A 21,962-nucleotide genomic window follows, 5' to 3' on the forward strand; every position below is an offset into this window, starting at 1 on the left:
CGATGTGTCACTGAGAATATTTTTTTAGTTGCGTTGGGTTTTAAGAAGGAGTGGAGAAAAATGAAGATGCGCTTTGCGTTACTTTTTTTGTGTCTCTTTATTGGTGTTGGCGCTTGTGGAGGAAGTCTATTGGCGTTTAAAAGCATTGAGCCGTTAAGCAAAGGGGAGACATTTGCTGGTTTGGAAGCGGCCATGCTGCAAGGAACACCCTTCACGACCTTCTTAATTCCCGGCTTGTTTTTGTTCGCTATCTTAGGTTTGGGTAATCTGATTGTTGTTTTCCTCTTGCGGCTTAACAAAGGGTACCACGGGGTAATGCTTTTAGGCATGAGTTTAGTTGTCTGGATCATCGTGCAGGTCATCTTATTACAAGAATGGAATGTCTTGCATGTGATTTTCTTTTTGCTAGGGTTGCTCCAGTTTGCTTCAGCAGTCTACTTTGTCAGACGGTTGCATATTCCGTTGCCGTTTTCAGCTCATCAAAATTGATTAGATTCGAGATATAGAGATGAAAAAAATTAAATTAATTGAAAGTTTGCTATGAAAAACATGGATTTTTGAAAAATTCTTCTTGAAATCATCCTTCGTTTTTAAAATTATGCTAAACTGAAAGAAGTTGAATTACTTTCTAGAATCAGGAGGATTTATTATTGGAGTTTCTTAAAAAATCAAAAATTTTTGCAGGTCTAGTGATCGTCTGTCTCTTAGGGATCGCGGTCTGGATCTATTCAAATATACTGTTTGTCTTTCGACCACTGGAAGCCATTTTTTCTAGTGTCTTTTTACCAGTATTGATTTCGATTTTTATTTTTTACATCTTTTTACCTTTCTTTAATTGGGTAAAAAAAAGAACGAAAAAGAAAAGCATTGCGCTATATTCGACATTGCTGCTGATCGTTTTTGCAGCGTATTTGATCGTTCAGGTGATTGGACCAGCATTAGCCTATGAGATGGGGCGTTTTATCAATCAAATTCCCATCATCATCAATTTGGTGATCGATACTATTGATCATTCTTATTTAGAAGAATTATTTGGTCCTTTTATTGATTCGATTGATATTTCCCAAGCTAGCAACTTTGCCTTACAGTTTATTACCGGGGCAACCAATAGTCTGACGAGTTTGATCTCCATCGTTTCTCATTCAGCGATCGTCTTGTTTACGATCCCACTGTTATTAGTGTATATGTTTAAAGACGGTGAGAAAGTTCCTGATTTTTTGGCAAGTAAGACACCGAAAAACTATCAAGGCTTAATGCGACAACTTTGTAGTGATTTTCATCAAGCAGCGTCAGCGTACATCGGTGGGAAATTGCTGGTTTGTTCTTATGTTGCGGTTTCAAGCTATTTCATTTTTTCTTTGCTAGGCTTACAAAATGCCTTACTATTAGGATTAATTTGCGGCGTTCTGGACATTATTCCTTATTTCGGCCCCTTTATCGGAGCAGCACCAGCCTTTTTATTTGCGTTAAGTCAAGACATTCGAACAGCTATTTTTCTGATTGTCGGAATCACGATCATTCAGTTAGGTGAATCTTATCTTGTTTCACCATTAGTGATGAAAAAAGTATTGCATATCCATCCAATCATTGCGGTTTTCTTATTATTGATTGCCGGCAACTTGCTTGGATTTGTAGGCATGATCGTGGCACTGCCAGTGTATTCGATCGTGATGGCAATGTCTGGTACATTGTTGCGTTTTTTTCAAGAACGAAAATTAGAACGATCTGTAATTGATAAAGATTCATTATAACGAAAATGTTCTACCTTGCTGTTGGAGTGGTCTCCATCAGCAGGTTTTTTTGTTTTTAAGCACTACGTAGCAAGGCCTCAAGACAAATGCTATACTTATTGAAACGAGAAGGACGATAGGAGTGAGGAAATGAAGGTTTTATGGAACGATCAAATCGTTGATCGAGAAGCGGTGAAAATTGACATTGAAGATCGCGGTTATCAGTATGGTGACGGAATCTATGAAGTGATTCGAATCTATAATGGTCGCTGCTTTATGTTAGGGGAGCATATGACTCGCTTAGAAAGTAGTGCGCAAAAAATTAAACTGACGTTGCCTTATACAATTCCCCAATTAACTGAAAACCTTAAGTTACTGGTTAAAACCGAAGGAATCACAGAAGGAGAGATCTATCTTCAAATCACCAGAGGAATCGCCTCTCCCCGCAATCACGAGTTTCCGTCTGCTGGAGCAGTCAAAGGAGTCGTGACCGCAAATGTGATCCCCTTTGAACGACCTCTGGAAATGCAGCATGCAGGGCTATCTGCGACCGTTCTTCCAGATGAGCGTTGGTTGCATTGTGATATCAAATCATTGAGCTTGTTAGGAAATCTGTTAGCGCTAGATCAAGCGATCGAAGCGGGGTTCGATGATGCACTCCTGCAACGAGATGGATGTTTCACGGAAGCTTCGGCATCAAATCTCTGGTTTGTCATTGATGGTATCGTCTATACACATCCGGATGGACGCTTGGTATTACCAGGTATCACGAAAATGAAGGTGCTACAGTTGTGTCAGCAATTAGAAATTCCTTATCGAGAAGAACCTGTCCCTGTTGAGGTACTAAACAACGCGCAAGAATGTTTTTTGACCAATTCTGTCTGGGAAATTGTGCCTATCGTCAAAGTAGATGGGAAATCAGTTGGCAATGGTACATTGGGTTCGATCACGAAACGTTTGCAAGCAGCCTATATCGCTGCTACAAAGAGTATGTGCGAATCCTAGTTAACAAGCAAAAGAAACGATTCAAAAAAACTTTGGCCCACCCAGCATGTTTTATAGCTAGGTGGACCAAAGTTTTTTCTTGGATACAAGTGCAGATTTTACCATTCACTAGGATTCCACAATTTTCCGTCAAGTTCTCCTTGTTTCAATTCGATTCGAATTTCTTGCTGATGAAGCAACTTCTCTAGTTCTTGCAAAAATGCTTTTTCGTGATAGTCAGCTGTTTCTTTTATTGACTGCTCTATCAGTGGCTTCAGCCATTCGTGATCCATCACAGCACCTCCAACTCAGTTAAAGCGTCATCTAATTCGATCAACGTTTCATGGTTTTCCTGCAACAAGGATAGCAAAGGAGCAAGCTGCGGTTTTTCAGAAACCAAACGCGCCAGCTTTTCGCTAAACCATTGTTGCTTTTGATCAAATGTAAAGGGAGCCGGCATTGATAAAAGTTGCTGATAGGCAATGACAAAGGCTCGTTTCTCTTGTTCTGATTTATACATCAGTTGATCGAGGACAACGATGGGGAGTACCGTCATTTGGTGTTTTTTTGCCATGAGTACCAGTGGGTGCAAAATTTCATTGAAGGTCGTATTTTCTCGGCCGCCTAGCTGAAATTCTTTGGCGGCAACGCCGGTAGAAACGGCGAAACTGATTTCCTTGCCCACCAATGCAGGGGCACATTTTTCCCAAACCGTATCGATCCAAGCTTTCATTTTTGCTGGAACGCTGTACCAATATAGGGGGAATTGTAGAATCAAACGATCGCATGTTTGCAACAGCATCCGTTCATTGGCGAGAGAAAAATCAGAAAGATCATCAAGGAAATGCATGGTGACGTTAGGAAGCTTGGCACTTTCACTAAAGAATCGTTGGGAAAGCGAATTGTGGAAATCCGGATGGCTGGCTACCACTAAAGTTTTTATCATGAGACTGATCATCCTTTCCTATTACATTTACCATATTTTACCAAAAAGAGAAACTAGTCTGCTTTTCTTTTTGTCGAAGTTCTTCTCTTTTAGTTTCGTTTAAGGTACTTCTTTTATACTTGTTATAAGAAAAAGCCAGTAGCGGCTTAAGCGTGATAGAAATGGGGGAATAGAGGATGGAATCAAATGATCCCTTGATGAAAGGTCTAGCAACTATAATAAGGATCGTTGCAAATACAGTGAACTATGTCGAAAATGGACTTGCCAGTTGCAAACAACGAATTGATGGAAAGCGTCAAACGAAAGAAAATGATTACGGCAACGGGCAAGAGTTTACTGAAGTGACTGTCTACAGATGACCGATGCAAAGAAAATAACAAAGATGGCTCACTCCTCAAAGGGTGAGTCCTTTTTTTATTTCAAGCCATTCATCATCAGTTTGTACTTTTGTTGAGGGAAGGTATAATGAGTAAATGAAGCATAGTGGAGACGGAAGAATGAAGCAATAGTAGGGAGGAGAAGCAGGTGATGAATCATTTATATAAACGAATCCAATACAAAATTCCAGAGCTGAACCGAGTAGAAAGAACGGTCCTTAACTATTGTTTAAGGGCGCCCGAGAAAGTTTCAGAAATGACGGCCGATGAGTTAGCTTCCCAAACGTACACCAGTCAAGCGACGATCAGCAGAATGGCAAAAAAGCTTGGCTTTACCGGTTTTCAAGAATTCAAATTTTCACTGAAGAATTATCAAACTCTTGAAAGAAAATCATCTACTCAAGCTTCTCTTGGCTTATCCCCACTGATCAAGCAAATGATTGACCAGCTGACGACATCCTTATCAATGATTGAAGAGGCTGACTTTCAGCGTGCCGTGGAAATGTTGCAGCAAGCACAACGAATCGAATTTTTTGCTTTAGGGCAAAGTGCGCCGGTTGCATTATCTGCGAGTCGAAAGTTGCGGTTCTTAGGAAAAACGGTTGGCGCTTCAACGGATTGGGATGAATTGACAACCATCGCTAATCAACTATCAAAAAAAGATATGGCTATTTTTATTAGTCATAGTGGGGAAACAATCGGGATGCTAAATTATGCTAACCGGTTGAAACAAAGAGGTGTGCCGATTTTAGCCTGTATTGGTCAATCAACAAGCACGTTGGAAAAGCTTGTCACCTTCTCTTTTTCTGTTGAAATGACAACGATTTATCATCATGAAGTCGATTTGAGCCCACGGATCTCTTTAGCAGCGTTACTGGATATTTTAATTATTCAATACGCCAATCAAATCGAAGAAGTACTTGCTCCGGAATGACCATTCCATTTTGTGAATGGTCATTCTTGTTTTGGTAACTGTATTGTAAGCCTTCTTGATATCGTTTACATTTTAAGAGATAAAAGTGTTAGGAGGAAATGATATGCAAAAAGGAAAGAAAGCAAGCTGGATGGAAATTTTTCAAGGACTTGGGAAAACATTTATGTTGCCAGTCGCTTTACTCGCATTCATGGGTTTATTTTTAGGGATTGGTAGTTCATTTTCATCTTCTTCAACGATCGACGTTTTCCCATTTTTAGGTGCCTCTTGGCTTCAAGTGGTTTTTCGTTTCATGTCAACGATCGGTGGGTTTGCCTTTAGTTACTTACCCGTCATGTTTGCGATGGCGATTCCTTTAGGTCTAGCACGAAAAGAGAAGGGAGTTGCGGCATTTTCAGGCTTTGTGGGCTATGTCGTGATGCATTTATCCATCAATTTTTATTTACAAGAAACGAATCAATTAGCTACTGCAGATCAACTTCGAGAAGCAGGACAAGAGATCGTTTTTGGCATTCAAACATTATCAATGGGTGTTCTAGGTGGTATTATCGCAGGATTGATCGTTTATAAATTGCATACGCGCTTCTACCATTTTCAATTGCCAGATAGTTTTGCCTTCTTTTCAGGAGCCCGGTTTGTTCCAATCATCACCTCGCTTACTTTAGCTGTGGTCGGGGTGATCATTCCGATGATTTGGCCATTGTTTGCTATGATCATCACAGGAATCGGACATTTGATCCAACAAGCTGGTCCTTTCGGTCCGTTCTTATTTGGTTCAGGTGAGCGCTTATTACTGCCATTTGGGTTACACCATATTTTGGTTTCCATGATTCGCTTTACCGAAGCAGGGGGAAGTCAGCTGATCGATGGTCAGCAAGTCTTTGGGGCGTTAAATATTTTTTATGCGGAATTACAAAACGGTTTAAGCATCTCACCAAGTGCAACGGCGTTCTTGTCTCAAGGGAAAATGCCAACCTTTATGTTTGGCTTACCGGCAGCAGCATTAGCTATGTACCAGACAGCAAAACCTGAGAATCGTTCAAAGATAAAAGGCTTGTTGATTTCAGGCGTCATTGCAACTTTTGTGACAGGAATTACTGAACCAATCGAATTTTTATTCTTATTCATCAGCCCTTTATTATGGATTTTTCATGTCATCATGACAGGTGCTGGATTTATGGTAATGAGTCTATTGGGTGTCACGATTGGAAATACCGATGGGGGCGTGCTTGATTTTCTTATCTTTGGCGTGATGCAAGGCGCATATACAAAATGGTGGCTCGTTCTGATCGTAGGAGCTTGCTGGTTTGCCCTGTATTACTTTGTTTTTAAAACAGTGATCCTTCGCAAGAACTTGAAGACACCTGGTAGAGAAGAGAACAACGATCAAACGAATGAGTTGGAAGAGGAAATGACCTATTCTGGAAAGAGTGGCTACGATGCCCATGGTATTTTGGCAGCTTTAGGGGGAGCAAGCAATATTGATTCTTTAGACAATTGCATTACACGGCTACGCCTCGTTCTAAACGATGGTACATTGGTTGATGATGAACGGCTAAAAAAACTAGGTGCGCTTGGGGTCGTTCACTTAGATGATACGAACGTTCAAGTAATCATTGGAACGAAAGTAACAACAGTCAGAAATCAACTTGATGCGATTCTTTAGCAAAATTGTCAAGTAGTAGGAGTGAAGAAAATGTTTTTTGATGAGCCAATCAATCGTAAAGGAACCCATTGTACCCAGTGGGATTATGTGGAAGACCGTTTTGGTGAAAAAAACTTGTTGCCATTTACGATTTCCGATACGGATTTCAAGGTGCCAGCTGCAGTTGAAGCGGCACTTATCAAGCGGATGCAGCACCCGGTATTTGGGTATACACGTTGGAATCATAATGAATTCAAGCAAGCGGTCTGCAAATGGTATTCTGAACGCTTTAAAAGTAGGATCGACAGCGATTGGCTGGTCTACAGTCCTTCCGTCATGTATAGCATCAAACTACTCGTCACCTTACTCAGCAATCCAGGAGATGGGATCATTATTCAGACGCCAGCGTATGATGCGTTTTATAAAATGATCAAAGAGAACAAAAGAAAAATCGTACCTAATGCACTCATCTATGATGCCAACTCGTATCGCATTGATTTTGAAGAGCTAACAAGATTGATGGCACAGCCTGAAAACAAAGTTCTTCTCTTATGTAGTCCTCATAACCCAACTGGGAGAGTCTGGCAAAAAGATGAGTTGCAACGAATGATCGAATTGGCGAGAATCCATGATGTATTTATCATCTCTGATGAGATTCATATGGATATTGTAAGAAAAGGACAAAGGCATCAACCAATCATTGAATTGTTGCAAAAAAATGTAGCCCTTGTTACTTCGGGAAGCAAAACGTTTAATTTCCCAGGGTTGATTTATTCTTATGGAATTATTCCTGATTCCAAGTTGCGTGATCGCTTCTTAACTCAGTTGAAAGAAGCCGATGGGTTGAGCTCCACCAGTATTTTTGGCATGACCGCAACGATTGCTGCCTACGATAATGAAAGTAAGTGGGTGGATAAGCTCAATGACTATCTGGATGATAACATTGCTTATGTGATTGCTTATTTACAGGAATATCATCCAGAACTCGTGGTCACGAAAAGCGAAGCCACGTATCTTATGTGGATTGATTGTACAGCACTGGATTTAACGATGGTGGAATTGCAGCAACGAATGATTCGTAAGGGAAAAGTCGCGATTATGTCAGGGGAAATCTATGGGAATGAAGGGAGAAATTTTTTACGCCTAAACGTTGGCTGTTCGCGAGAAAAACTCATTGATGGATTGAACCGATTCACATTGAGTTTGACATAACAAAAAAGAACCCACTGAGCAATCAGAAAGATCCTGTATTCTTTCTGATCGCCAGTGGATTTTTTAGTCTTTGGTCCTGTGGGGAGTTGATGTAGTAGTAGCGGGGATTGGTTCAACGACATGGAAATAGCCTTTTTTGTCTTGAATGATCAGCATATCTTGCTGACTCTGGCTCTTGATGATTTCACCTTTAACAATTTCGTTGGTGACAGTCCGATAAATACTTGCAGTCATGCTCATTCCTCCCAACGTTTTTTCCCAACTGGTCTTCAATAGGGGGACCAGTACAAATCAATTGCTTGATTTGTACCAGCAAGGAAAAAGAAAACGAATTGGTATCTTTAGTATAGGAGAGCAATGTTTAGATTGCTGCAATTCCATGTAAAGTTTTTGTTAATCCTTTTATTTTCAACGATTGACTAATCGGCTAAAGAAAAACGCAAGGCCATTTTATTACTGCCAGACTCCACCATTTTTCCTAGTAACGTTGTTGCATTTTTTAAATACAGTTCGGCCATCTCAGCGTTGGCTTCTTCAAGCAGACGAGTAGGCTCCTTTTCAGCGGAAGCTTTACGATCAGTTTCTTGTTGGATGCGGCGACAAGCCGCCATCGTTTCCATTTCAAAACGGTTGGCAAGATCACTATAGCGATCGTAGTCGCTGTCCCCAATCAACGCCAAGGTGCGTCCTAACCAATAGCTATTTGTTGGATCGTAGGTCTTTGTCGTATCACAATAGCCAAGTGGGGTCTTAGTGATAGCTGCATAAAAGGGCACAACGCCGTTGAAGGTATTGGGGCCAAAGGCGAGCCAATGAATGCCAGCGATTGCTGCAGGCACGTGGTTGCGGATCTGCAAAATATGGACTTGCTGGTTGCGATTGAGAGCAATCGATCGAAATTGTGTTTTTTGTGTCTCGGTCCCTGTACCGTAAGGGTCAAAAGGCGTATTTTGGAAGTGGGAGCTCAATGCCCATTTTACATCTTCCACGGATAGCTTTTGTTTTGGGTAGCATACAAACGGGAGCTCTTGATCGATCGGTTCAGCAACTGTTCCGCTAAAGTGTTTTTGAATGTACCATGCCCGCGGGTTGTTGTAACGGGTATCTTTTTCTGAGGAGCTGCCAAAAATATGGCGTAGATTAATGCCTTCAAAATCAGGATTTAATTGATAGTCTTCAATCAACTGTTCGAGATCCTGCGAACACAACGTCATTTCTGAGGCGAAATCGAAGTGATCAATGTTTAAGCGATTGGGTGCCACGACATAGGCATCATCTGGTATGCGAACAGCTGCCCAGTGATGTCCACCGATGGTTTCCATATACCAAATTTCCTCGGCATCAGAAAACGCGATCCCGTTGGCTTCGTAGGTCCCATAGGTTTCTAAGAGTTCCCCTAGGCGAAGAACACCTTCTTTAGCGGAATGAATGTAAGGCAGTACAATGCTGACGAAATCAGCTTCCCCGATACCATCTTCCACATATGGATCAATGGCCAAAACGCGTGAATTGGTCGTAATCGTTTCTGTCGCAGTCATGGCGATATTTACTTCATTGATTCCTGAAGCTGCCCAGACTCCTTGGGATTCATCTGCTTCAGGTGTCGAAGTATAACGTAAGGGATCCTTAGGTAAACGGATTCGACAGCCGCTTAAAACGGCGTAAAATTCATTTCCTTGCTGTTCTGGAGTGATGACGACGAATTTTTGCGGTTCCGAACCGCTCCCTGAATCTTCATTACGGGCAATCAGGGTCGAGCCGTCAATCGATGCTTTTTTTCCTACTAGTAAAGTGGTACAGGACGCTTTTTTTCTATCCATCTTTCCAACACTCCTTCATTTCTTCTTACGAATGATTGAAGCTAGTATACCCATAGTCACATGGATTTACAATGCTTTCTATAGAGGGGAACAAAAAAATTTCGCCTTTTTTATTTATTTTTAGTACAATAAGGTGTTGTAAAAAAAATCAAAGGAGCCATTATTATGAAGAAAACAGTAATTTTTAGTTATATTTTTTTACTAAGTCTGGTTTTTGCCGGATGTGCCAAACCATCGATGGATGCGGGTAACTCCTCTAGTGACTCTTCGTCAGTCCAACAAAATGCCGAAGAGCGCACTGCCCAAATCAGCTTCAATAATAAAAGTGAAGAGCAAGACCAGGAGATCGAAACCAAAACGGTCACTTTTAAAGAAGGGGTTTCTTTGATGACTATCATGAAAGAGAACTTTGACTTGGAAGAAAATCAAGGGATGATCACCAGCATCGACGGTTTAGCCCAAGATGAAAAAGCTGGCTATTATTGGACATATACGATCAATGATGAAATGATTACGACTGGGGCAGATGATACCTTTTTAGGAAACAACGATAAAGTGGTTTTCACCTATGAAAAATTCGAATAAACCACTTGTATTTGCTGGAAAAGAAATTGCTTATTTAGGGTTGCTTGTAGCAGCAGCCGTCGTCGGCAGGACACTTTTTCAACCTTTACCCAATGTTCAACCAATGACGGTGATCTTTTTATTAGTAACCATCCATTTAGGTCTTAGTCGTGGATTGATCGTTTGTCTGCTCTCGATGCTGATTACCAATTTTTACATGGGAATGGGGGTATGGACGATTGCCCAATTGATTAGCTATGCCGTCGTAATTTTTGGAATGTATCTATTATCAAAAAGCAAACTGTTTATGAAAAAGTTGTATTTACAAGTCATTTATAGTGTATTTGCAGGTTTTGCGTATGGCTTTGTGATATCTTGGATCAGTGTCAAGCTTTATGGGTTTCCTAGTTTTTGGGCTTACTATTTTCAAGGAGTGAGCTTTGATGCGTTGCATGCAGCGGGGAATGGCATCTTTTATTTGATGCTGGCACCGATTTTTCTGCGACTTTTCCAACACTACTATCCAAATAAAGACAGCGAAGGGCACTAAGCGCCTCGCTGTCTTTTTGCTTGACTCAGCAGTCGTGGTGACAAAAACGTCTATGTCTAGAGGAAAAGTCTTTGATGATCAAACGTGTTGAATGGGGCTATGTGAGGAAACAAGCAGGCATATTGTTGTGCAAAAGCGTTTTCTGCAGGTATCCTTAAGGTATCTAAGGAAGGATGTGGCTTTTGATGAAATGGATCGTGAAAAAAGATGATTTAGAAAGCTACCGTGCGAAGTTCCATGGAAAACTGGCTGGTTATGCCGAGGAAGCCAAAATGATTGCCCTGCCAACACCAAAGTATTTTATCGTGGTGGTTGACGAAGAAAAAATCCACTTGATTCAGTTAGATCTGCAATTTCATGAAAAAGGGATGCAGACAATTATGATCCATGAGATCACAAAATTACAACTAGGCGGTGTGGTAAATAAAAAAGTTCAGATTCAGACACCTTCGTCCACTGTCAAATTAATGATCAAACCGTTGGCGATCGGTATCAAAGAGGAGCAAAAAGCCTTGATCGATCGGTTTACCAGAATGTCGCGATAAACATCGGAGGAACACGCGGGAAAAATCAGCTGGATTTTTTCAGAAAAAAAGCAAGGGCAGTTGTCTGCACTTGCTTTTCGTGAGTCCTGTTATTCTGGCGTACCGACGATTTTAATAAATTCATCGATATTCTTGATCTTCATATGTTTGATCACTAACTGTTCCCGCTTGTTCCATTTTCCTTCAACTTCTAATTGGTATTTATTTAATGGAAGGCGTAAGACATAGCTGGCTAAGTAGCGATCCTTAATAATGCAATTTACGATTTTGTGGTCTTCTAAAAGTTGGATACCTGTCAGCATCATTGGCGTTTCTTGAAAAACGCGGCTATTGACTAACAATCCAGTGTGGGTTTCGTTCATGGGATCTTCCTTTCTGATAAACCTGGGATAAATCATCTTTCTGTCTGTTATGTTACCTGATTTGCATCAGAAAGGCAATTCCTATAATAAATCCTCGTTATTATAGGTCAAGCACAAAGAAAGGAGGGAAACGACATGGTTGGGTATAATCGTTTCTCAAATGAGTTTCAAAAGGCTTCGAAAGAACTCCGTGAAGGGAAGAAGTCCAAAAATGCCAATAAGGGGCTGCGAACCCGACAAAAAATCGCTGCTGAAAAAGAGCAAAAAGCACAAAATGCTTTTTCGACTGGTTTTTTGATCGGTTCCTTCAGAGAAATATTCCGCAAGAAATAAGCAAGTTCCGCTGCCAAAGCGGGACTTGCTTTTTGTTTAGAATAAATAATTGAAGAAGACACCGTTGAGAAAGGAAAAGCTCAGATAAAATAGAAAAAGTGTCACGATGTCCAGGGGTAGGCCTTTCAGAATTGGCGGAATTGCGGCAATTTGATTTCGTGTATGAACCCCTGACAAAGCACAGGAAAAGAGAAAATACATGCCTACAGCAACAAATAAATTGGTTAAATAATCGGTATAGGGAAATTGGGTCACAGTGGCGATCGTCAGCAAGATGACACTGACTAGGGTCGTCTTTTTTAGATCATTCGTCAAGAAACGTTTTTTTGCTGGAACGATCAGTAAGCATAAACTGGCAGTAATCAAGGCGATGATGGCAGCACTTACCAAATTGGTGACCACTTGATTGCCATAGACAAAGCGATTTTGAAGCAAAAGATAAAAACTTAAACCGCTCAACAAGTATGCGACTGCAATGATCCCTGACAGGAAAACCACCCGTGTCGTCACGTTCGGTTTTTTTTCTTTGACGGTCGGCGCCAAATTTTGACAGGCGTAATTTGTGAGTAGAATGACTAGGAAGACCACTAGTCGATTGGCGATCATCATATGAGAACGCTCCTTTCTTGCGTTTTAGCTCATGATTTTAAGGTTGAACGGGGTCTTTTTTCCTTCCCCTAAAATGCGAAGGCGTAAGAAGCGATCGATGAGTGGAGTAAAACAATTCATGATCAAGATGGCATAGCTCATGCCTTCGTTTGTGAAACCAAAGAAACGGAAGAGGACAACGAGAAGCCCCACGCCTAAGGCAAAAAGATTTTCTCCTGCTTTTGTTCCTGGAGTCGAAGAATAATCAGTCGCCATATAGATCGCACCCAACATGGCACCACCGCTGATGATATGCCCAATCACCGTTTGCCAACTGCCTGTAAAAAGTCCTTCTGGACCAAGGATAAAAGCAAAGAGCCCGATCGTTGCAAAAATAATCAGTGGGATACGAGGGGAGATGATTTTCTTGTAAACAAGAAAAATTCCACCCAGAAGTAAAAGCAAGGCACTGGTTTCACCGATTCGTCCCCCAGTAAATCCTAAAAAAGCATCCAACAGATCAGAACCGCTTAAGGTGTCCCCGGCCTTCATGACAGCTAATGGCGTAGCACCGGAAACGACATCGTTCGCTGTAGCTTGCGAAACCACATCAGGAGCGATGCTGCCAAAAGGTGGATCTGGCCAACTGATCAAAAACATCTGGTTATAAAACAAGCCAATCAACAAGGCGCGACCGCCAAGGGCTGGATTTAGAAAATTATAACCAATACCGCCAAAAAATTCTTTGACGATGATTACGGCAAACGCCACCCCAATCACGGGAAAATACCAAGGTGCGGTTGGTGGGAGGTTCATCGTTAAAAGCAAGGCCGTCACGACGATGCTTAAATCGAAGCGAAACGGCCGTTTGACAAGATAGGACCAAAGTCCGTCGGCAGCAAACGCCGTGGCTAGTGCAATGAAAAACAAGCCATAAACTTTCAATCCAAAAAGGTAGCCAGAGAATAAAACTGCTGGCAGCAAGGCTAATACCACACACCCCATGATTTTAATGGTCTCGTCATTGCTGCGAATATGGGGGCTTGGGGGTGTTTCTTGATTTTTCCTTTGCTGAAAGAGACGTTCGCTATCGGAATCCTTGTAATAATCAGGCACTTTCCTTCGCCTCCTTTTGCAACTGGGCAACTTTGCCTTTTGCGGCAGTGATATTGGCAGCTAAGGAACGTTTAGCTGGGCAGACGAAGGTACAGGCACCACAATTGATACATGCTTCTGCCAATAATTCTTCACACTTTTGATAATCCCCCGCTCGATAAAACTGATCGATCTCCATTGGCATGAGGCGCATTGGACAAGCTTCGACACATTTGTTGCAGCGAATACAGGGGTTTTCGGCATAGAGCCAATCGGTTTCTTCATTAAAAACAACGATGCCGTTGCTGCCTTTGGTGACCGGAACTTTCAAGGTTTTGACGGATTTTCCCATCATTGGTCCACCAAGAATCAATTTGCTGGGGGCTCCTTGAAAGCCGCCGGCAAAGTCGATCAATTCTCCTGCGAGTGTTCCTAACGGATTTTTGACGATGCAGGGATTTTGAACATCGCCGGTAACGGTTGTATAGCGTTCAATCAACGGTTTGTCATAACAGACCGCTTCGCCGATGGCAAAGCTGGTGGCAACATTGATCAAGACGATACCGATATCGGCAGTCAAACCACCTAACGGCACCTCTTGATCGGTCAATAACTCTACTAACTGCTTTTCACCACCGGTTGGATAAACAGTTGGGACAGTAACGACTTCTATCGTGTCATCCTCTGCACTTGCGGCTTGCATGGCTGAAATGGCTCTTGGTTTGTCATCTTCGATGCCTATTATGATTTTTGGACCATCCAGTAACTTTTGGGCAATCTTTGCACCGTGAATGATTTTCTGGGCTTCTTTTTGCATTAAGAAAGCATCACTGCGTAAGAACGGTTCACATTCAGAACCATTTAAGATCAAAGTATGGATTTTTTTGGTTTCATCAATACTGAATTTGACATGGGTGGGAAACGTTGCACCGCCTTTGCCGGCGACGCCGCCTTGACGGATTTTGTTGAGGATGGTTTCGTTAGCAGCAGATTGCCAGTCGAAGGGGGCTGACAAAAAATCATTTTGATAAGCATAATCATTTTCAATGATGATGGTTTTTCCTTCTTCATTGTTTTGATTCGGCCAATCGACCATGTCGACGATTTTACCCGAAACAGATGCATGAATTTTGGCAGATACAAACGCATCAGACTCAGCGATCACTTGCCCTTGCTTGACGTAATCACCAACGGAAACAATCGGTTCCACCGGAGCACCAATATGTTGTGCTAAAGGGATAAAGACCATCGTGGGTGAAAAGGTAAGAATTTCATCTTGTTCGATCATTAATTTTTCTTTTAACATTTTTAATGGGGGACTTAGTGAAATACCGCCAGTAAATGTTCTCATAACCAACACTCCTTTCTCTCCTAAGTTTATTCTAGCATGCCATAAGGAATCACAAAACCCAAAACGCTTACATTTCACAAGAAAAACTTCTTTCGGTTGACATATGATTGTTTATTCATATATAATAAGTCTATAAATATGATTGATCGTTCATATGACAGATGGACTAGAGGAGGTTTTAATGATGGCTGAACATACTTGTCAACATGATCACACAAAAACGGAGGGGCATTCTCATACTCACGATCATGGGACTCTCCCACGTAACATTTATTTTGTAGGCTTACTGCTCTTTATACTGGCACTTTTTGTTCCGAACCAATGGGTGAAAGATGGGTTTTATTTTGCTGCGGTTTTATTAGCAGGTTATCACATTTCGTGGGAAGGAATCGAGGATACCATAAAGAGTACCAGAGCCAATCGGCGATTCACACCGAATGTACATCTTTTGATGTTGTTGGCAGCGATTGGTTCCATGGTCATAGGAAATTTTAATGAAGCAGCTTTGTTGATTTTGATTTTTGCAGGCGCTCACTTCTTAGAAGAATACGCCGAGGGACAAAGTCGACGAGAAATCACCAATCTTCTCAAATTGAATCCCACGGAAGCCCGTTTGGTGGGTCCGGATGGGAAAGCTAAAAAAATTGCCGCTTCTGAGATAAAAAAAGGAGATATTTTGCAAGTGCTACCTGGTGATCAGTTAGCAACAGATGGCGTAATCCTTTCTGGAACGAGTGCCATCAATGAAGCTTCGATCAATGGGGAAAGTATTCCTCGAGAAAAGACTACAGGAGACGAAGTCTATGGGAGTACGATTAATGGAAACGGCACATTTTTGATGGAAGTCACGAAAGACAGCTCTGAAACAGTCTTCGCAAAAATTCTTTCAGTGGTGGAAGCGGCGCAATCAAATCAATCACCGACCGAAACACGAATCAAAAAAATCGAACCAATCTATGTAACAGTTGTTTTCATTGCAGTTCCTTTGTTCATTTTGACTGCACCGTTTCTCTTTGGTTGGGATTGGTATACAAGTTTTTATCGTGGGATCGTAATGATGATTGCGGCTTCTCCTTGTGCTTTAGCGGCAAGCGCCGTCCCTGCTAGTTTATCGGCGATCTCGAATCTAGCGAAAAAAGGGATTCTTTTTAAAGGGAGCAATTACTTGACCAATTTCGCTCAGATCAAAGCGGTGGCTTTTGACAAAACGGGAACTTTGACCGTCGGAAAACCTACAGTCACGGAAGCCGTTTTCGCTGATACGATCGATCGAGCAGAGGCAGCAGCGGTCATCGTTTCGATGGAAAAGCAAGCCAACCACCCATTAGCAGATGCGATCGTTACTTATTTCGAGAAGACAGAGAAAATACGAGAAATCGAACAGTTGACTGTCACAAACGAGATTGGTTCCGGTTTATGTGCCGTCGCAGGAACAAAAACCTATCGATTAGGAAAAAGAACCGAAAACACCCAGTTAACAGGTTTGATGGAGCAACAGTACCGTCAATTGGAAGCGCAAGGAAAAACAATGGTCGTGTTTTCCATCAACGAAGAGGTTACGGCGATCATCGCATTGATGGATGAGCCGAACGAACAGGCAGCTTCTGTGATTCATTATTTGAAAAATGAAGGTATCCATACTGTTATGATCACCGGAGACAGTGCTTCTGCTGGTGAAGCAATCGGTCAGCGCTTAAAGGTTGACCAAGTGGCTGCCAATGTTTTGCCTGAGAACAAAGCGGAAGCGGTACGAGCACTCCAAGAAGCATACGGACAAACCGCCATGGTGGGTGATGGTATCAATGATGCCCCTGCACTTGTTCAAGCAGACATCGGCTTTGCGATGGGGGAAGGGTCAGATGTTGCGATTGAAGTAGGAGACGCAGTGATCATGAAGAATGATCTTTCGCGTTTTGCATATGCCTATCGCTTAGCGAAGAAGATGGATCGGATCATTTGGCAAAATATTTTTTTCTCCATGTTTATCGTCGCGTTATTAGTCGGCTTGAATCTATTCGGCTTGATGAACATTGGGTTGGGGGTATTTGCCCATGAAGGCAGTACATTGATCGTATTGTTTAACGGGTTACGTCTTTTGCGTAAACTGCCAGAAGCATAAAAAAAGCGGCTATCGAAAGATAGCTGCTTTTTTAATGACTGAATTGTGTCGAAGTTGGAAAATCAAAGGCATCGATTTTTTGTAATCGATTTTCGATCCTTCTTAGAATTCCTTCAGAGGATTCTAACGGTTTGATTGCATGATAAGCAGTCAGCAATAGGACTTTTTCTTTAGCAGGACGATTTTCGATGCGATAGATATTGGCTAATCGTTCAACATATTCGTAATGACTATAGTCCGTTTTATTGATCAAGAAGTGCAAGAGATCTTTTGCTTTCGCATAGTCTTCTTGAAGATAGAAACTGATCGCTTCACGATACAATTTGATATCGAGTTCTTCGATTTGTTCTGGATTCGCTTTTAACGCACGCCACTCATTGATCGAGATTTTTCGTACGACTTTGCCAGTTGCATCGGTCAAAAAAATTACCGGCACATCATTTGGATGTTTTGCTTCTTGCTTAATTTTCTTCATGTCGCACCTCCCGCCTCTCAATGGACTGACTGTTTGATATCTCCTATTTTAAAAGGAATAGCGGGAAAAGTCTACATGTAGATGTTAGATTCGTAGAAAATTTTAAAACATTCTCATTTATTAGGCTCTTTTTCGTTGAAAATGATTAATAGCGTCGGATGCCCCCATGAAAATCAAGATACCGCCAAAAATTTGGAAGAACAGTAGCCAAGTGGCGAATGGATTCAATACGAGAACGAGTCCAGCAGCAATAATCAAAAGACTGATGATTAAGCTCGTGATGTAAGGTAAACCAATGCGTTTTTGGTTAAAGCTTGCCATTAAGCGGGTGCATCCGCTGATGGTGATCATAATCCCTAAGAAAAATGGCACGATGGCAAGTAATCCTTTAGCAAAAACTAAAATCGCAGCTGCAGCAATCAACAGTAAGATACCAGAGACCGACTGCACATTGCGATAGCCCTTTTGTTTTTCTTTGTAGCTCGTATACAAGCTGATGATTCCTAGACATGCGATGTATCCGGCAACGAGATAAACGATCGTGTTGAAAACAGATCGTGGTGCAATCAAGATAATGAAGCCGAAGACGATATATACGACGGCACGAAGCAAGTCATAGCGTTGTAATTTATCAAAAAATGCATTCATGATAATTCCTCCTTTTTTTCTTATTGTACCGAATTCTGGTGAAAATAGATATCAAAAAACCTAGGAAATAGGCTAAGCCTTTTGTAACAGATCATTTTTTGGTAAAATAGGGAAAAGAAAACAGAACGGAGAGTTTTATGAGTGGGTTAACGCTATTGATGTGTGCCTTTACGATCGTTTTGTACCTCTATTTATTGGTGGTACGCAAAGAGATTCACTTTATTGCTGTTGAGCGCAAACTAAGCAAAATCGCTATTACGATCTTTTCAGTAATGATTATCCTATCCATGTTGATGATGGATGACCAATTGGATAATCAGGTGCGAGGAATCGTTTCAGGTTTTGTCTTTTTAAGCTTTGTGCTAGACAGCCGCGGGTTAGCCCTAGATCGAATTATTGTCCATCCAATGAGTATTAAAGGGGTACTGTACCAAGACATTGATCGGGTCGTATTATTTCAAGAAAAGGAAGGGCAGCCCATCAAGATGAACTATTTTCGAAAAGGGATGCGGGGACCATTAATGAAATTCAAACAACCGTTAGCTGAATTGGTGGTTTTTTTGTCGGAGCACTTGAATGAAGGAACACCGATCGATATTCTGGTCGATCATGATCAAGGAAAAAATGACTAAAAGACCCTTGATTGCTGCCGTATGTGGCCGTAATCAAGGGTCTTTTTTTTAAAATCGGGAATCGTTTTTAATGGAAAACGCGGAAACGTTCGTCATCATTTAAAAATTCTTTTTCATTTGGTTCGCTTTGTTTTGAACCAAAAACTAATTGGGCCCGCAGCTGCCAATTTTCAGGAATTGACCATTCAGCTACAACAGCATCATCAATTACTGGATTATAATGTTGTAAGTTGGCGCCTAATCCGGCTTCTTCTAAAGCTACCCAAACATTCGCTTGGGCAATCCCATTCGATTGTTCTGCCCAGACCGGGAAGTTATCTGCATAAAGGGCAAATTGGTCTTGCAAGTTCTTAACGGTATCTGTGTGAATAAAGAATAGAACGGTCCCATAACCTGCTTTAAAGCCAGCAAGTTTTTGTTTCGTTGCTTCAAACGCCTCCGGTGGTGTCAATGGTTCTAAAGCAACCTCCGTTAACGTCCATAATTTTTCGTGGGCATCGCCAAATAAAATCACGGCACGTGGCGATTGTGCGTTAAAAGCAGTTGGGCTGTTTTTTACTGCTTCTTTCACGATGGCTTCGATTTCTGTATCTGAGAGTGAAACATCTTTGCCTAATCCATAGATTGAACGGCGCTGTTTGATCGTATCAAGAAATTTTGTCATAGTATTCCACCTTTTCTATTGTCATAGAATGAAGTATACATTCTTACTTAATGTTAGTAAAACAAAATGCTTTGTAAGAAAAAAGTCAGGCAAACGCGCCTGACTTTTTTTCTTACTGGGCATCAATGGCGATAAATTTGACAGTCACGTATTCTTCAGGACCATATTTGCCGTTTTCACGACCAAAACCGGAATGTTTGACGCCGCCGAAGGGAGCCGCCGGGTTTGAGATCGCAATGTCATTGACCCCAACCATCCCATATTGGAGGTTTTGGGCTACATCCGAGATTGTTTGCAGATTCGTTGAAAAGAAGTAAGAGGCTAATCCAAATTCCGTATCATTTGCCGCAGCGATGACTGCTTGTCGATCCGTAAATGAGATCAATGGAATCACGGGTCCAAAGGTTTCTTCATAGTAAATAGTCATGTCAGGAGTGATGCCGTCGATGACCGTTGGTGCAAAGAAGTTGCCTTTTTCGTATTCACCTTCAGTAAGCTTCTTCCCACCGAATAAGACTTTAGCCCCTTTATTTACCGCGTCTTCCAGCTGGTCGATGATTTTTTTAACGCTTGCTTGATTGATCAAAGGACCAACGGTGGGGTTCTCTAAACCATTACCAACAGTTACGGCTTCCATTTGCCCTAATAGCTTTTTAGTAAAGGCTTCTTTGATGGATTCTTCGACAAAAATTCGATTGGGGGATGTACAGACCTGACCGTTGTTGCGGAATTTTGCTGCAATTAATTTTTCAGCAGCTAAATCTAAATCAGCATCAGCAAAAACAAGAAACGGGGCATGGCCGCCTAACTCCAATGAAACTTTTTTCAGAGTTGGTGCAGCTTGTTCGTATAATTTCATCCCAACTTTCGTGGAGCCGGTAAAGGTGATTTTTTTGACTTGTTTGTTCTCAGTCAATTCTTTCCCGATTTCAGAAGAATCCCCTAAGACGATATTGACGACTCCGTCAGGAAGGCCCGCTTGTTGAAAAAGTTCACCTAAAGCCAATGCTGATAGGGGTGTTTCTTTAGATGGTTTCATAACAAGGGTACAGCCAACTGCCATGGCAGGAGCGATTTTTCGAGCAATCATATTGGAAGGAAAGTTCCAAGGCGTGATCGCACCAACAACACCGATGGCTTCTTTTCGCACCAGCCAATGATTGTGTGCAGGAGCTGGAATCACTTCGCCGTAGACCCGTTGTGCTTCGGCGGCATTCCAACGGAAATTGTCTACGTTGGATTGGATTTCTGCCTCTGCCTCCTTTAATGGTTTTCCTTGTTCCATGCTCATAATTTTTGCCAAACGGTCGCTTTCTTGTTCCATTAAATCAGCAATCTTGTTCATCAAATCGGCTCGTTCTCGAGGCGAACGTTTTGACCAATCTGTGAAGGCTTTCGCGGCGGCATCGATCGCTTGTTTTGTTTCATCGATGCCTCCTTGGCTGACTTTTACCAGTTCTTCATTAGTGGCAGGATTGGTAACCGAAACCGACTCTTTTGTTCCTTCAAGCCATTTTCCGTCAATCAATAACTTCGTGGGCACTTGTGGTAACTGTTGGTTCATTTTGGCACTTCCTTTCAATAATGGGTTCTATTTCAACCGTAGCACGGATTAGATAAGATGACAATTCATACGCAAGTCCAATGATTCCCCAAATTTTCATAAAGAACCAGAGAGGAGATGTCCTGCTCCTTTCATTTTATGGTAGAATAGAAAAATAAGAATGTTTGTTCGATTCTTGGGAAATATAGTTAAAACATTCAAGGAGTGAGGGACGCGTGCAACAAGTAAAAGAGCTTTTAAAAACAGTAGGATTTGTCGTGATCTTTACTTTATTCCTCTTGTTATTAAGACAGTATGTCTTTACCCCTGTGATCGTAAAAGGAGATTCGATGGACCCCACATTACATGATGGTGAGCGGGTGATTGCTTTGAAAAATACCGAGATCGAACGTTTCGATATCATAACGTTTGAAGCACCGGATGAAGCAGGCAAAAACTATATCAAACGCGTAATCGGATTACCTGGCGACCAGGTTTCCTATCAAAACGATACCCTTTATATCAATGGACAAGCATATGATGAACCCTACTTGGATGAATTCAAAGCAGCTGTCGCAGATGGCTTTCCGTTGACTAGTGATTTTGATATGGGGTTATTTGGTGTTGAAGTCATTCCTGAAGGTCAAATTTTAGTGTTAGGGGATAACCGTCGAATTTCCAAAGATAGTCGTCAATTAGGTCTGATCGATGAATCAACAATTTTGGGGGATGTAAAATTTGTTTTCTGGCCAATTGCCGATTTTGGTATGGTAGGCAAAGAATGAAATTCTGCGATTGTTATTTTGTTTTTAAGGAGAGTCTCTTAAAAATAAAGACGCATTCGA

26 protein-coding genes are annotated in these 21,962 nt (G+C 41.6%); 14 read left to right on the forward strand and 12 right to left on the reverse strand.

Annotation, left to right across the window (positions count from 1 at the left end):
* Positions 1-60 precede the first annotated feature (60 nt).
* From A5877_RS16665 to dat, 3 genes are all read left to right on the forward strand, one after another.
* Positions 61-489 (forward strand): hypothetical protein, encoded by a 429-nt coding sequence (locus tag A5877_RS16665; protein ID WP_008381958.1) that lies wholly within the window; start codon positions 61-63, stop codon positions 487-489.
* A 161-nt stretch (positions 490-650) separates the two neighbouring features.
* Positions 651-1,751, forward strand: coding sequence for an AI-2E family transporter (locus A5877_RS16670; protein WP_008381956.1), 1,101 nt, complete (start codon positions 651-653; stop codon positions 1,749-1,751).
* Between the two features lie 129 nt (positions 1,752-1,880).
* Positions 1,881-2,735, forward strand: coding sequence for a D-amino-acid transaminase (dat, locus tag A5877_RS16675; RefSeq protein WP_016619965.1), 855 nt, complete (start codon positions 1,881-1,883; stop codon positions 2,733-2,735).
* A gap of 98 nt (positions 2,736-2,833) precedes the next feature.
* On the opposite strand, the gene A5877_RS17260 is transcribed toward dat, so the two are convergent.
* Complete coding sequence (locus A5877_RS17260; RefSeq protein WP_005236169.1) at positions 2,834-3,007, reverse strand: hypothetical protein; 174 nt, start codon at positions 3,005-3,007, stop codon at positions 2,834-2,836.
* Positions 3,007-3,672, reverse strand: a complete 666-nt coding sequence (locus tag A5877_RS16680) for an NAD(P)H-dependent oxidoreductase (protein ID WP_016612106.1) — start codon at positions 3,670-3,672, stop codon at positions 3,007-3,009. The genes A5877_RS17260 and A5877_RS16680 overlap by 1 nt, the downstream gene beginning before the upstream one ends.
* A gap of 164 nt (positions 3,673-3,836) precedes the next feature.
* Here A5877_RS16680 and A5877_RS16685 point away from each other — a divergent pair, with 164 nt between their 5' ends.
* The 4 genes from A5877_RS16685 to A5877_RS16700 all read left to right on the forward strand — a co-directional run bounded on the left by A5877_RS16685 (position 3,837) and on the right by A5877_RS16700 (position 7,828).
* Entirely contained in the window at positions 3,837-4,019 is a 183-nt protein-coding gene (locus A5877_RS16685) for a hypothetical protein (protein WP_008381949.1), read from the forward strand.
* 169 nt (positions 4,020-4,188) lie between these two features.
* The gene (locus tag A5877_RS16690; RefSeq protein WP_086317375.1) at positions 4,189-4,971 is read left to right on the forward strand and encodes a MurR/RpiR family transcriptional regulator; all 783 of its coding nucleotides are present in this window, start codon (positions 4,189-4,191) and stop codon (positions 4,969-4,971) included.
* A gap of 103 nt (positions 4,972-5,074) precedes the next feature.
* Positions 5,075-6,637 (forward strand): maltose/glucose-specific PTS transporter subunit IIBC, encoded by a 1,563-nt coding sequence (malX, locus tag A5877_RS16695; RefSeq protein ID WP_008381946.1) that lies wholly within the window; start codon positions 5,075-5,077, stop codon positions 6,635-6,637.
* 30 nt (positions 6,638-6,667) lie between these two features.
* Complete coding sequence (locus tag A5877_RS16700) at positions 6,668-7,828, forward strand: MalY/PatB family protein (protein ID WP_086317378.1); 1,161 nt, start codon at positions 6,668-6,670, stop codon at positions 7,826-7,828.
* A gap of 63 nt (positions 7,829-7,891) precedes the next feature.
* Here the strand turns inward: A5877_RS16700 and A5877_RS16705 are convergent, their stop codons facing one another.
* Positions 7,892-8,062 (reverse strand): hypothetical protein, encoded by a 171-nt coding sequence (locus tag A5877_RS16705; protein WP_005236154.1) that lies wholly within the window; start codon positions 8,060-8,062, stop codon positions 7,892-7,894.
* 185 nt (positions 8,063-8,247) lie between these two features.
* The gene (locus A5877_RS16710; RefSeq protein ID WP_086317380.1) at positions 8,248-9,648 is read right to left on the reverse strand and encodes a C69 family dipeptidase; all 1,401 of its coding nucleotides are present in this window, start codon (positions 9,646-9,648) and stop codon (positions 8,248-8,250) included.
* A 165-nt stretch (positions 9,649-9,813) separates the two neighbouring features.
* On the opposite strand from A5877_RS16710, the gene A5877_RS16720 reads away from it, so the two are divergent.
* From A5877_RS16720 to A5877_RS16730, 3 genes are all read left to right on the forward strand, one after another.
* A complete protein-coding gene (locus A5877_RS16720; protein WP_016612115.1) occupies positions 9,814-10,233 on the forward strand; it encodes a DUF4430 domain-containing protein in 420 nt (139 codons plus the stop codon).
* Positions 10,217-10,762, forward strand: a complete 546-nt coding sequence (locus tag A5877_RS16725; protein WP_016612116.1) for an ECF transporter S component — start codon at positions 10,217-10,219, stop codon at positions 10,760-10,762. Before A5877_RS16720 ends, A5877_RS16725 begins: the two co-directional genes overlap by 17 nt.
* 173 nt (positions 10,763-10,935) lie before the next feature.
* The gene (locus A5877_RS16730; RefSeq protein ID WP_005236147.1) at positions 10,936-11,307 is read left to right on the forward strand and encodes a hypothetical protein; all 372 of its coding nucleotides are present in this window, start codon (positions 10,936-10,938) and stop codon (positions 11,305-11,307) included.
* A gap of 89 nt (positions 11,308-11,396) precedes the next feature.
* Here the strand turns inward: A5877_RS16730 and A5877_RS16735 are convergent, their stop codons facing one another.
* Positions 11,397-11,669 carry a hypothetical protein gene (locus A5877_RS16735; protein ID WP_005226206.1) on the reverse strand — a complete coding sequence of 91 codons (273 nt, stop codon included), beginning with the start codon at positions 11,667-11,669 and terminating at the stop codon, positions 11,397-11,399.
* Positions 11,670-11,804: 135 nt separating this feature from the next.
* On the opposite strand from A5877_RS16735, the gene A5877_RS16740 reads away from it, so the two are divergent.
* On the forward strand, positions 11,805-12,002 hold the full coding sequence (locus tag A5877_RS16740) for a hypothetical protein (protein WP_086317382.1): 198 nt from the start codon (positions 11,805-11,807) through the stop codon (positions 12,000-12,002).
* A 36-nt stretch (positions 12,003-12,038) separates the two neighbouring features.
* Here the strand turns inward: A5877_RS16740 and A5877_RS16745 are convergent, their stop codons facing one another.
* From A5877_RS16745 to rsxC, 3 genes are read right to left on the reverse strand one after another with little or no spacing between them, the layout of a single operon-like run.
* A complete protein-coding gene (locus tag A5877_RS16745) occupies positions 12,039-12,611 on the reverse strand; it encodes a hypothetical protein (protein WP_015509782.1) in 573 nt (190 codons plus the stop codon).
* 24 nt (positions 12,612-12,635) lie between these two features.
* Positions 12,636-13,706 carry an RnfABCDGE type electron transport complex subunit D gene (locus A5877_RS16750; RefSeq protein ID WP_086317384.1) on the reverse strand — a complete coding sequence of 357 codons (1,071 nt, stop codon included), beginning with the start codon at positions 13,704-13,706 and terminating at the stop codon, positions 12,636-12,638.
* Positions 13,699-15,036, reverse strand: coding sequence for an electron transport complex subunit RsxC (rsxC, locus tag A5877_RS16755; protein WP_008381935.1), 1,338 nt, complete (start codon positions 15,034-15,036; stop codon positions 13,699-13,701). The genes A5877_RS16750 and rsxC overlap by 8 nt, the downstream gene beginning before the upstream one ends.
* Before the next feature lie 181 nt (positions 15,037-15,217).
* Here rsxC and A5877_RS16760 point away from each other — a divergent pair, with 181 nt between their 5' ends.
* Positions 15,218-17,155, forward strand: a complete 1,938-nt coding sequence (locus tag A5877_RS16760) for a heavy metal translocating P-type ATPase (protein WP_254907500.1) — start codon at positions 15,218-15,220, stop codon at positions 17,153-17,155.
* Positions 17,156-17,186: 31 nt separating this feature from the next.
* Here the strand turns inward: A5877_RS16760 and A5877_RS16765 are convergent, their stop codons facing one another.
* Positions 17,187-17,630: a hypothetical protein gene (locus tag A5877_RS16765; RefSeq protein WP_008381931.1), complete on the reverse strand. Its 444-nt coding sequence runs from the start codon at positions 17,628-17,630 to the stop codon at positions 17,187-17,189.
* Positions 17,631-17,750: 120 nt separating this feature from the next.
* A complete protein-coding gene (locus A5877_RS16770) occupies positions 17,751-18,278 on the reverse strand; it encodes an HdeD family acid-resistance protein (protein WP_008381929.1) in 528 nt (175 codons plus the stop codon).
* Between the two features lie 137 nt (positions 18,279-18,415).
* Between A5877_RS16770 and A5877_RS16775 the strand changes: the two genes are divergently transcribed.
* Complete coding sequence (locus A5877_RS16775; RefSeq protein WP_005236128.1) at positions 18,416-18,910, forward strand: hypothetical protein; 495 nt, start codon at positions 18,416-18,418, stop codon at positions 18,908-18,910.
* 67 nt (positions 18,911-18,977) lie between these two features.
* On the opposite strand, the gene A5877_RS16780 is transcribed toward A5877_RS16775, so the two are convergent.
* A complete protein-coding gene (locus A5877_RS16780; protein ID WP_008381927.1) occupies positions 18,978-19,574 on the reverse strand; it encodes a nitroreductase family protein in 597 nt (198 codons plus the stop codon).
* 112 nt (positions 19,575-19,686) lie between these two features.
* Positions 19,687-21,138, reverse strand: coding sequence for an NAD-dependent succinate-semialdehyde dehydrogenase (locus A5877_RS16785; protein WP_008381925.1), 1,452 nt, complete (start codon positions 21,136-21,138; stop codon positions 19,687-19,689).
* 215 nt (positions 21,139-21,353) lie between these two features.
* Between A5877_RS16785 and lepB the strand changes: the two genes are divergently transcribed.
* The gene (lepB, locus tag A5877_RS16790; protein WP_005236123.1) at positions 21,354-21,902 is read left to right on the forward strand and encodes a signal peptidase I; all 549 of its coding nucleotides are present in this window, start codon (positions 21,354-21,356) and stop codon (positions 21,900-21,902) included.
* Positions 21,903-21,962 lie beyond the last annotated feature (60 nt).

It is taken from the genome of Enterococcus sp. 3C7_DIV0644 (genome assembly GCF_002141235.1).
GTDB classification, from domain to species: domain Bacteria; phylum Bacillota; class Bacilli; order Lactobacillales; family Enterococcaceae; genus Enterococcus_D; species Enterococcus_D entomosocium.

Bases quoted from the DNA above. Each gene is read 5' to 3' on its own strand.
- A5877_RS16705 (WP_005236154.1), bottom strand. From the start codon at position 8,062: ATGACTGCAAGTATTTATCGGACTGTCACCAACGAAATTGTTAAAGGT.
- A5877_RS16665 (WP_008381958.1), top strand. From the start codon at position 61: ATGAAGATGCGCTTTGCGTTACTTTTTTTGTGTCTCTTTATTGGTGTT.
- A5877_RS16770 (WP_008381929.1), bottom strand. From the start codon at position 18,278: ATGAATGCATTTTTTGATAAATTACAACGCTATGACTTGCTTCGTGCC.
- A5877_RS16785 (WP_008381925.1), bottom strand. From the start codon at position 21,138: ATGAACCAACAGTTACCACAAGTGCCCACGAAGTTATTGATTGACGGA.
- malX (WP_008381946.1), top strand. From the start codon at position 5,075: ATGCAAAAAGGAAAGAAAGCAAGCTGGATGGAAATTTTTCAAGGACTT.
- A5877_RS16690 (WP_086317375.1), top strand. From the start codon at position 4,189: ATGAATCATTTATATAAACGAATCCAATACAAAATTCCAGAGCTGAAC.
- dat (WP_016619965.1), top strand. From the start codon at position 1,881: ATGAAGGTTTTATGGAACGATCAAATCGTTGATCGAGAAGCGGTGAAA.
- A5877_RS16725 (WP_016612116.1), top strand. From the start codon at position 10,217: ATGAAAAATTCGAATAAACCACTTGTATTTGCTGGAAAAGAAATTGCT.
- A5877_RS16700 (WP_086317378.1), top strand. From the start codon at position 6,668: ATGTTTTTTGATGAGCCAATCAATCGTAAAGGAACCCATTGTACCCAG.
- A5877_RS16775 (WP_005236128.1), top strand. From the start codon at position 18,416: ATGAGTGGGTTAACGCTATTGATGTGTGCCTTTACGATCGTTTTGTAC.
- A5877_RS16730 (WP_005236147.1), top strand. From the start codon at position 10,936: ATGTGGCTTTTGATGAAATGGATCGTGAAAAAAGATGATTTAGAAAGC.
- A5877_RS16735 (WP_005226206.1), bottom strand. From the start codon at position 11,669: ATGAACGAAACCCACACTGGATTGTTAGTCAATAGCCGCGTTTTTCAA.
- A5877_RS16780 (WP_008381927.1), bottom strand. From the start codon at position 19,574: ATGACAAAATTTCTTGATACGATCAAACAGCGCCGTTCAATCTATGGA.
- A5877_RS16745 (WP_015509782.1), bottom strand. From the start codon at position 12,611: ATGATGATCGCCAATCGACTAGTGGTCTTCCTAGTCATTCTACTCACA.
- A5877_RS16710 (WP_086317380.1), bottom strand. From the start codon at position 9,648: ATGGATAGAAAAAAAGCGTCCTGTACCACTTTACTAGTAGGAAAAAAA.
- A5877_RS16680 (WP_016612106.1), bottom strand. From the start codon at position 3,672: ATGATCAGTCTCATGATAAAAACTTTAGTGGTAGCCAGCCATCCGGAT.
- A5877_RS16685 (WP_008381949.1), top strand. From the start codon at position 3,837: ATGGAATCAAATGATCCCTTGATGAAAGGTCTAGCAACTATAATAAGG.
- A5877_RS17260 (WP_005236169.1), bottom strand. From the start codon at position 3,007: ATGGATCACGAATGGCTGAAGCCACTGATAGAGCAGTCAATAAAAGAA.
- rsxC (WP_008381935.1), bottom strand. From the start codon at position 15,036: ATGAGAACATTTACTGGCGGTATTTCACTAAGTCCCCCATTAAAAATG.
- A5877_RS16765 (WP_008381931.1), bottom strand. From the start codon at position 17,630: ATGAAGAAAATTAAGCAAGAAGCAAAACATCCAAATGATGTGCCGGTA.
- A5877_RS16740 (WP_086317382.1), top strand. From the start codon at position 11,805: ATGGTTGGGTATAATCGTTTCTCAAATGAGTTTCAAAAGGCTTCGAAA.
- A5877_RS16760 (WP_254907500.1), top strand. From the start codon at position 15,218: ATGATGGCTGAACATACTTGTCAACATGATCACACAAAAACGGAGGGG.
- A5877_RS16720 (WP_016612115.1), top strand. From the start codon at position 9,814: ATGAAGAAAACAGTAATTTTTAGTTATATTTTTTTACTAAGTCTGGTT.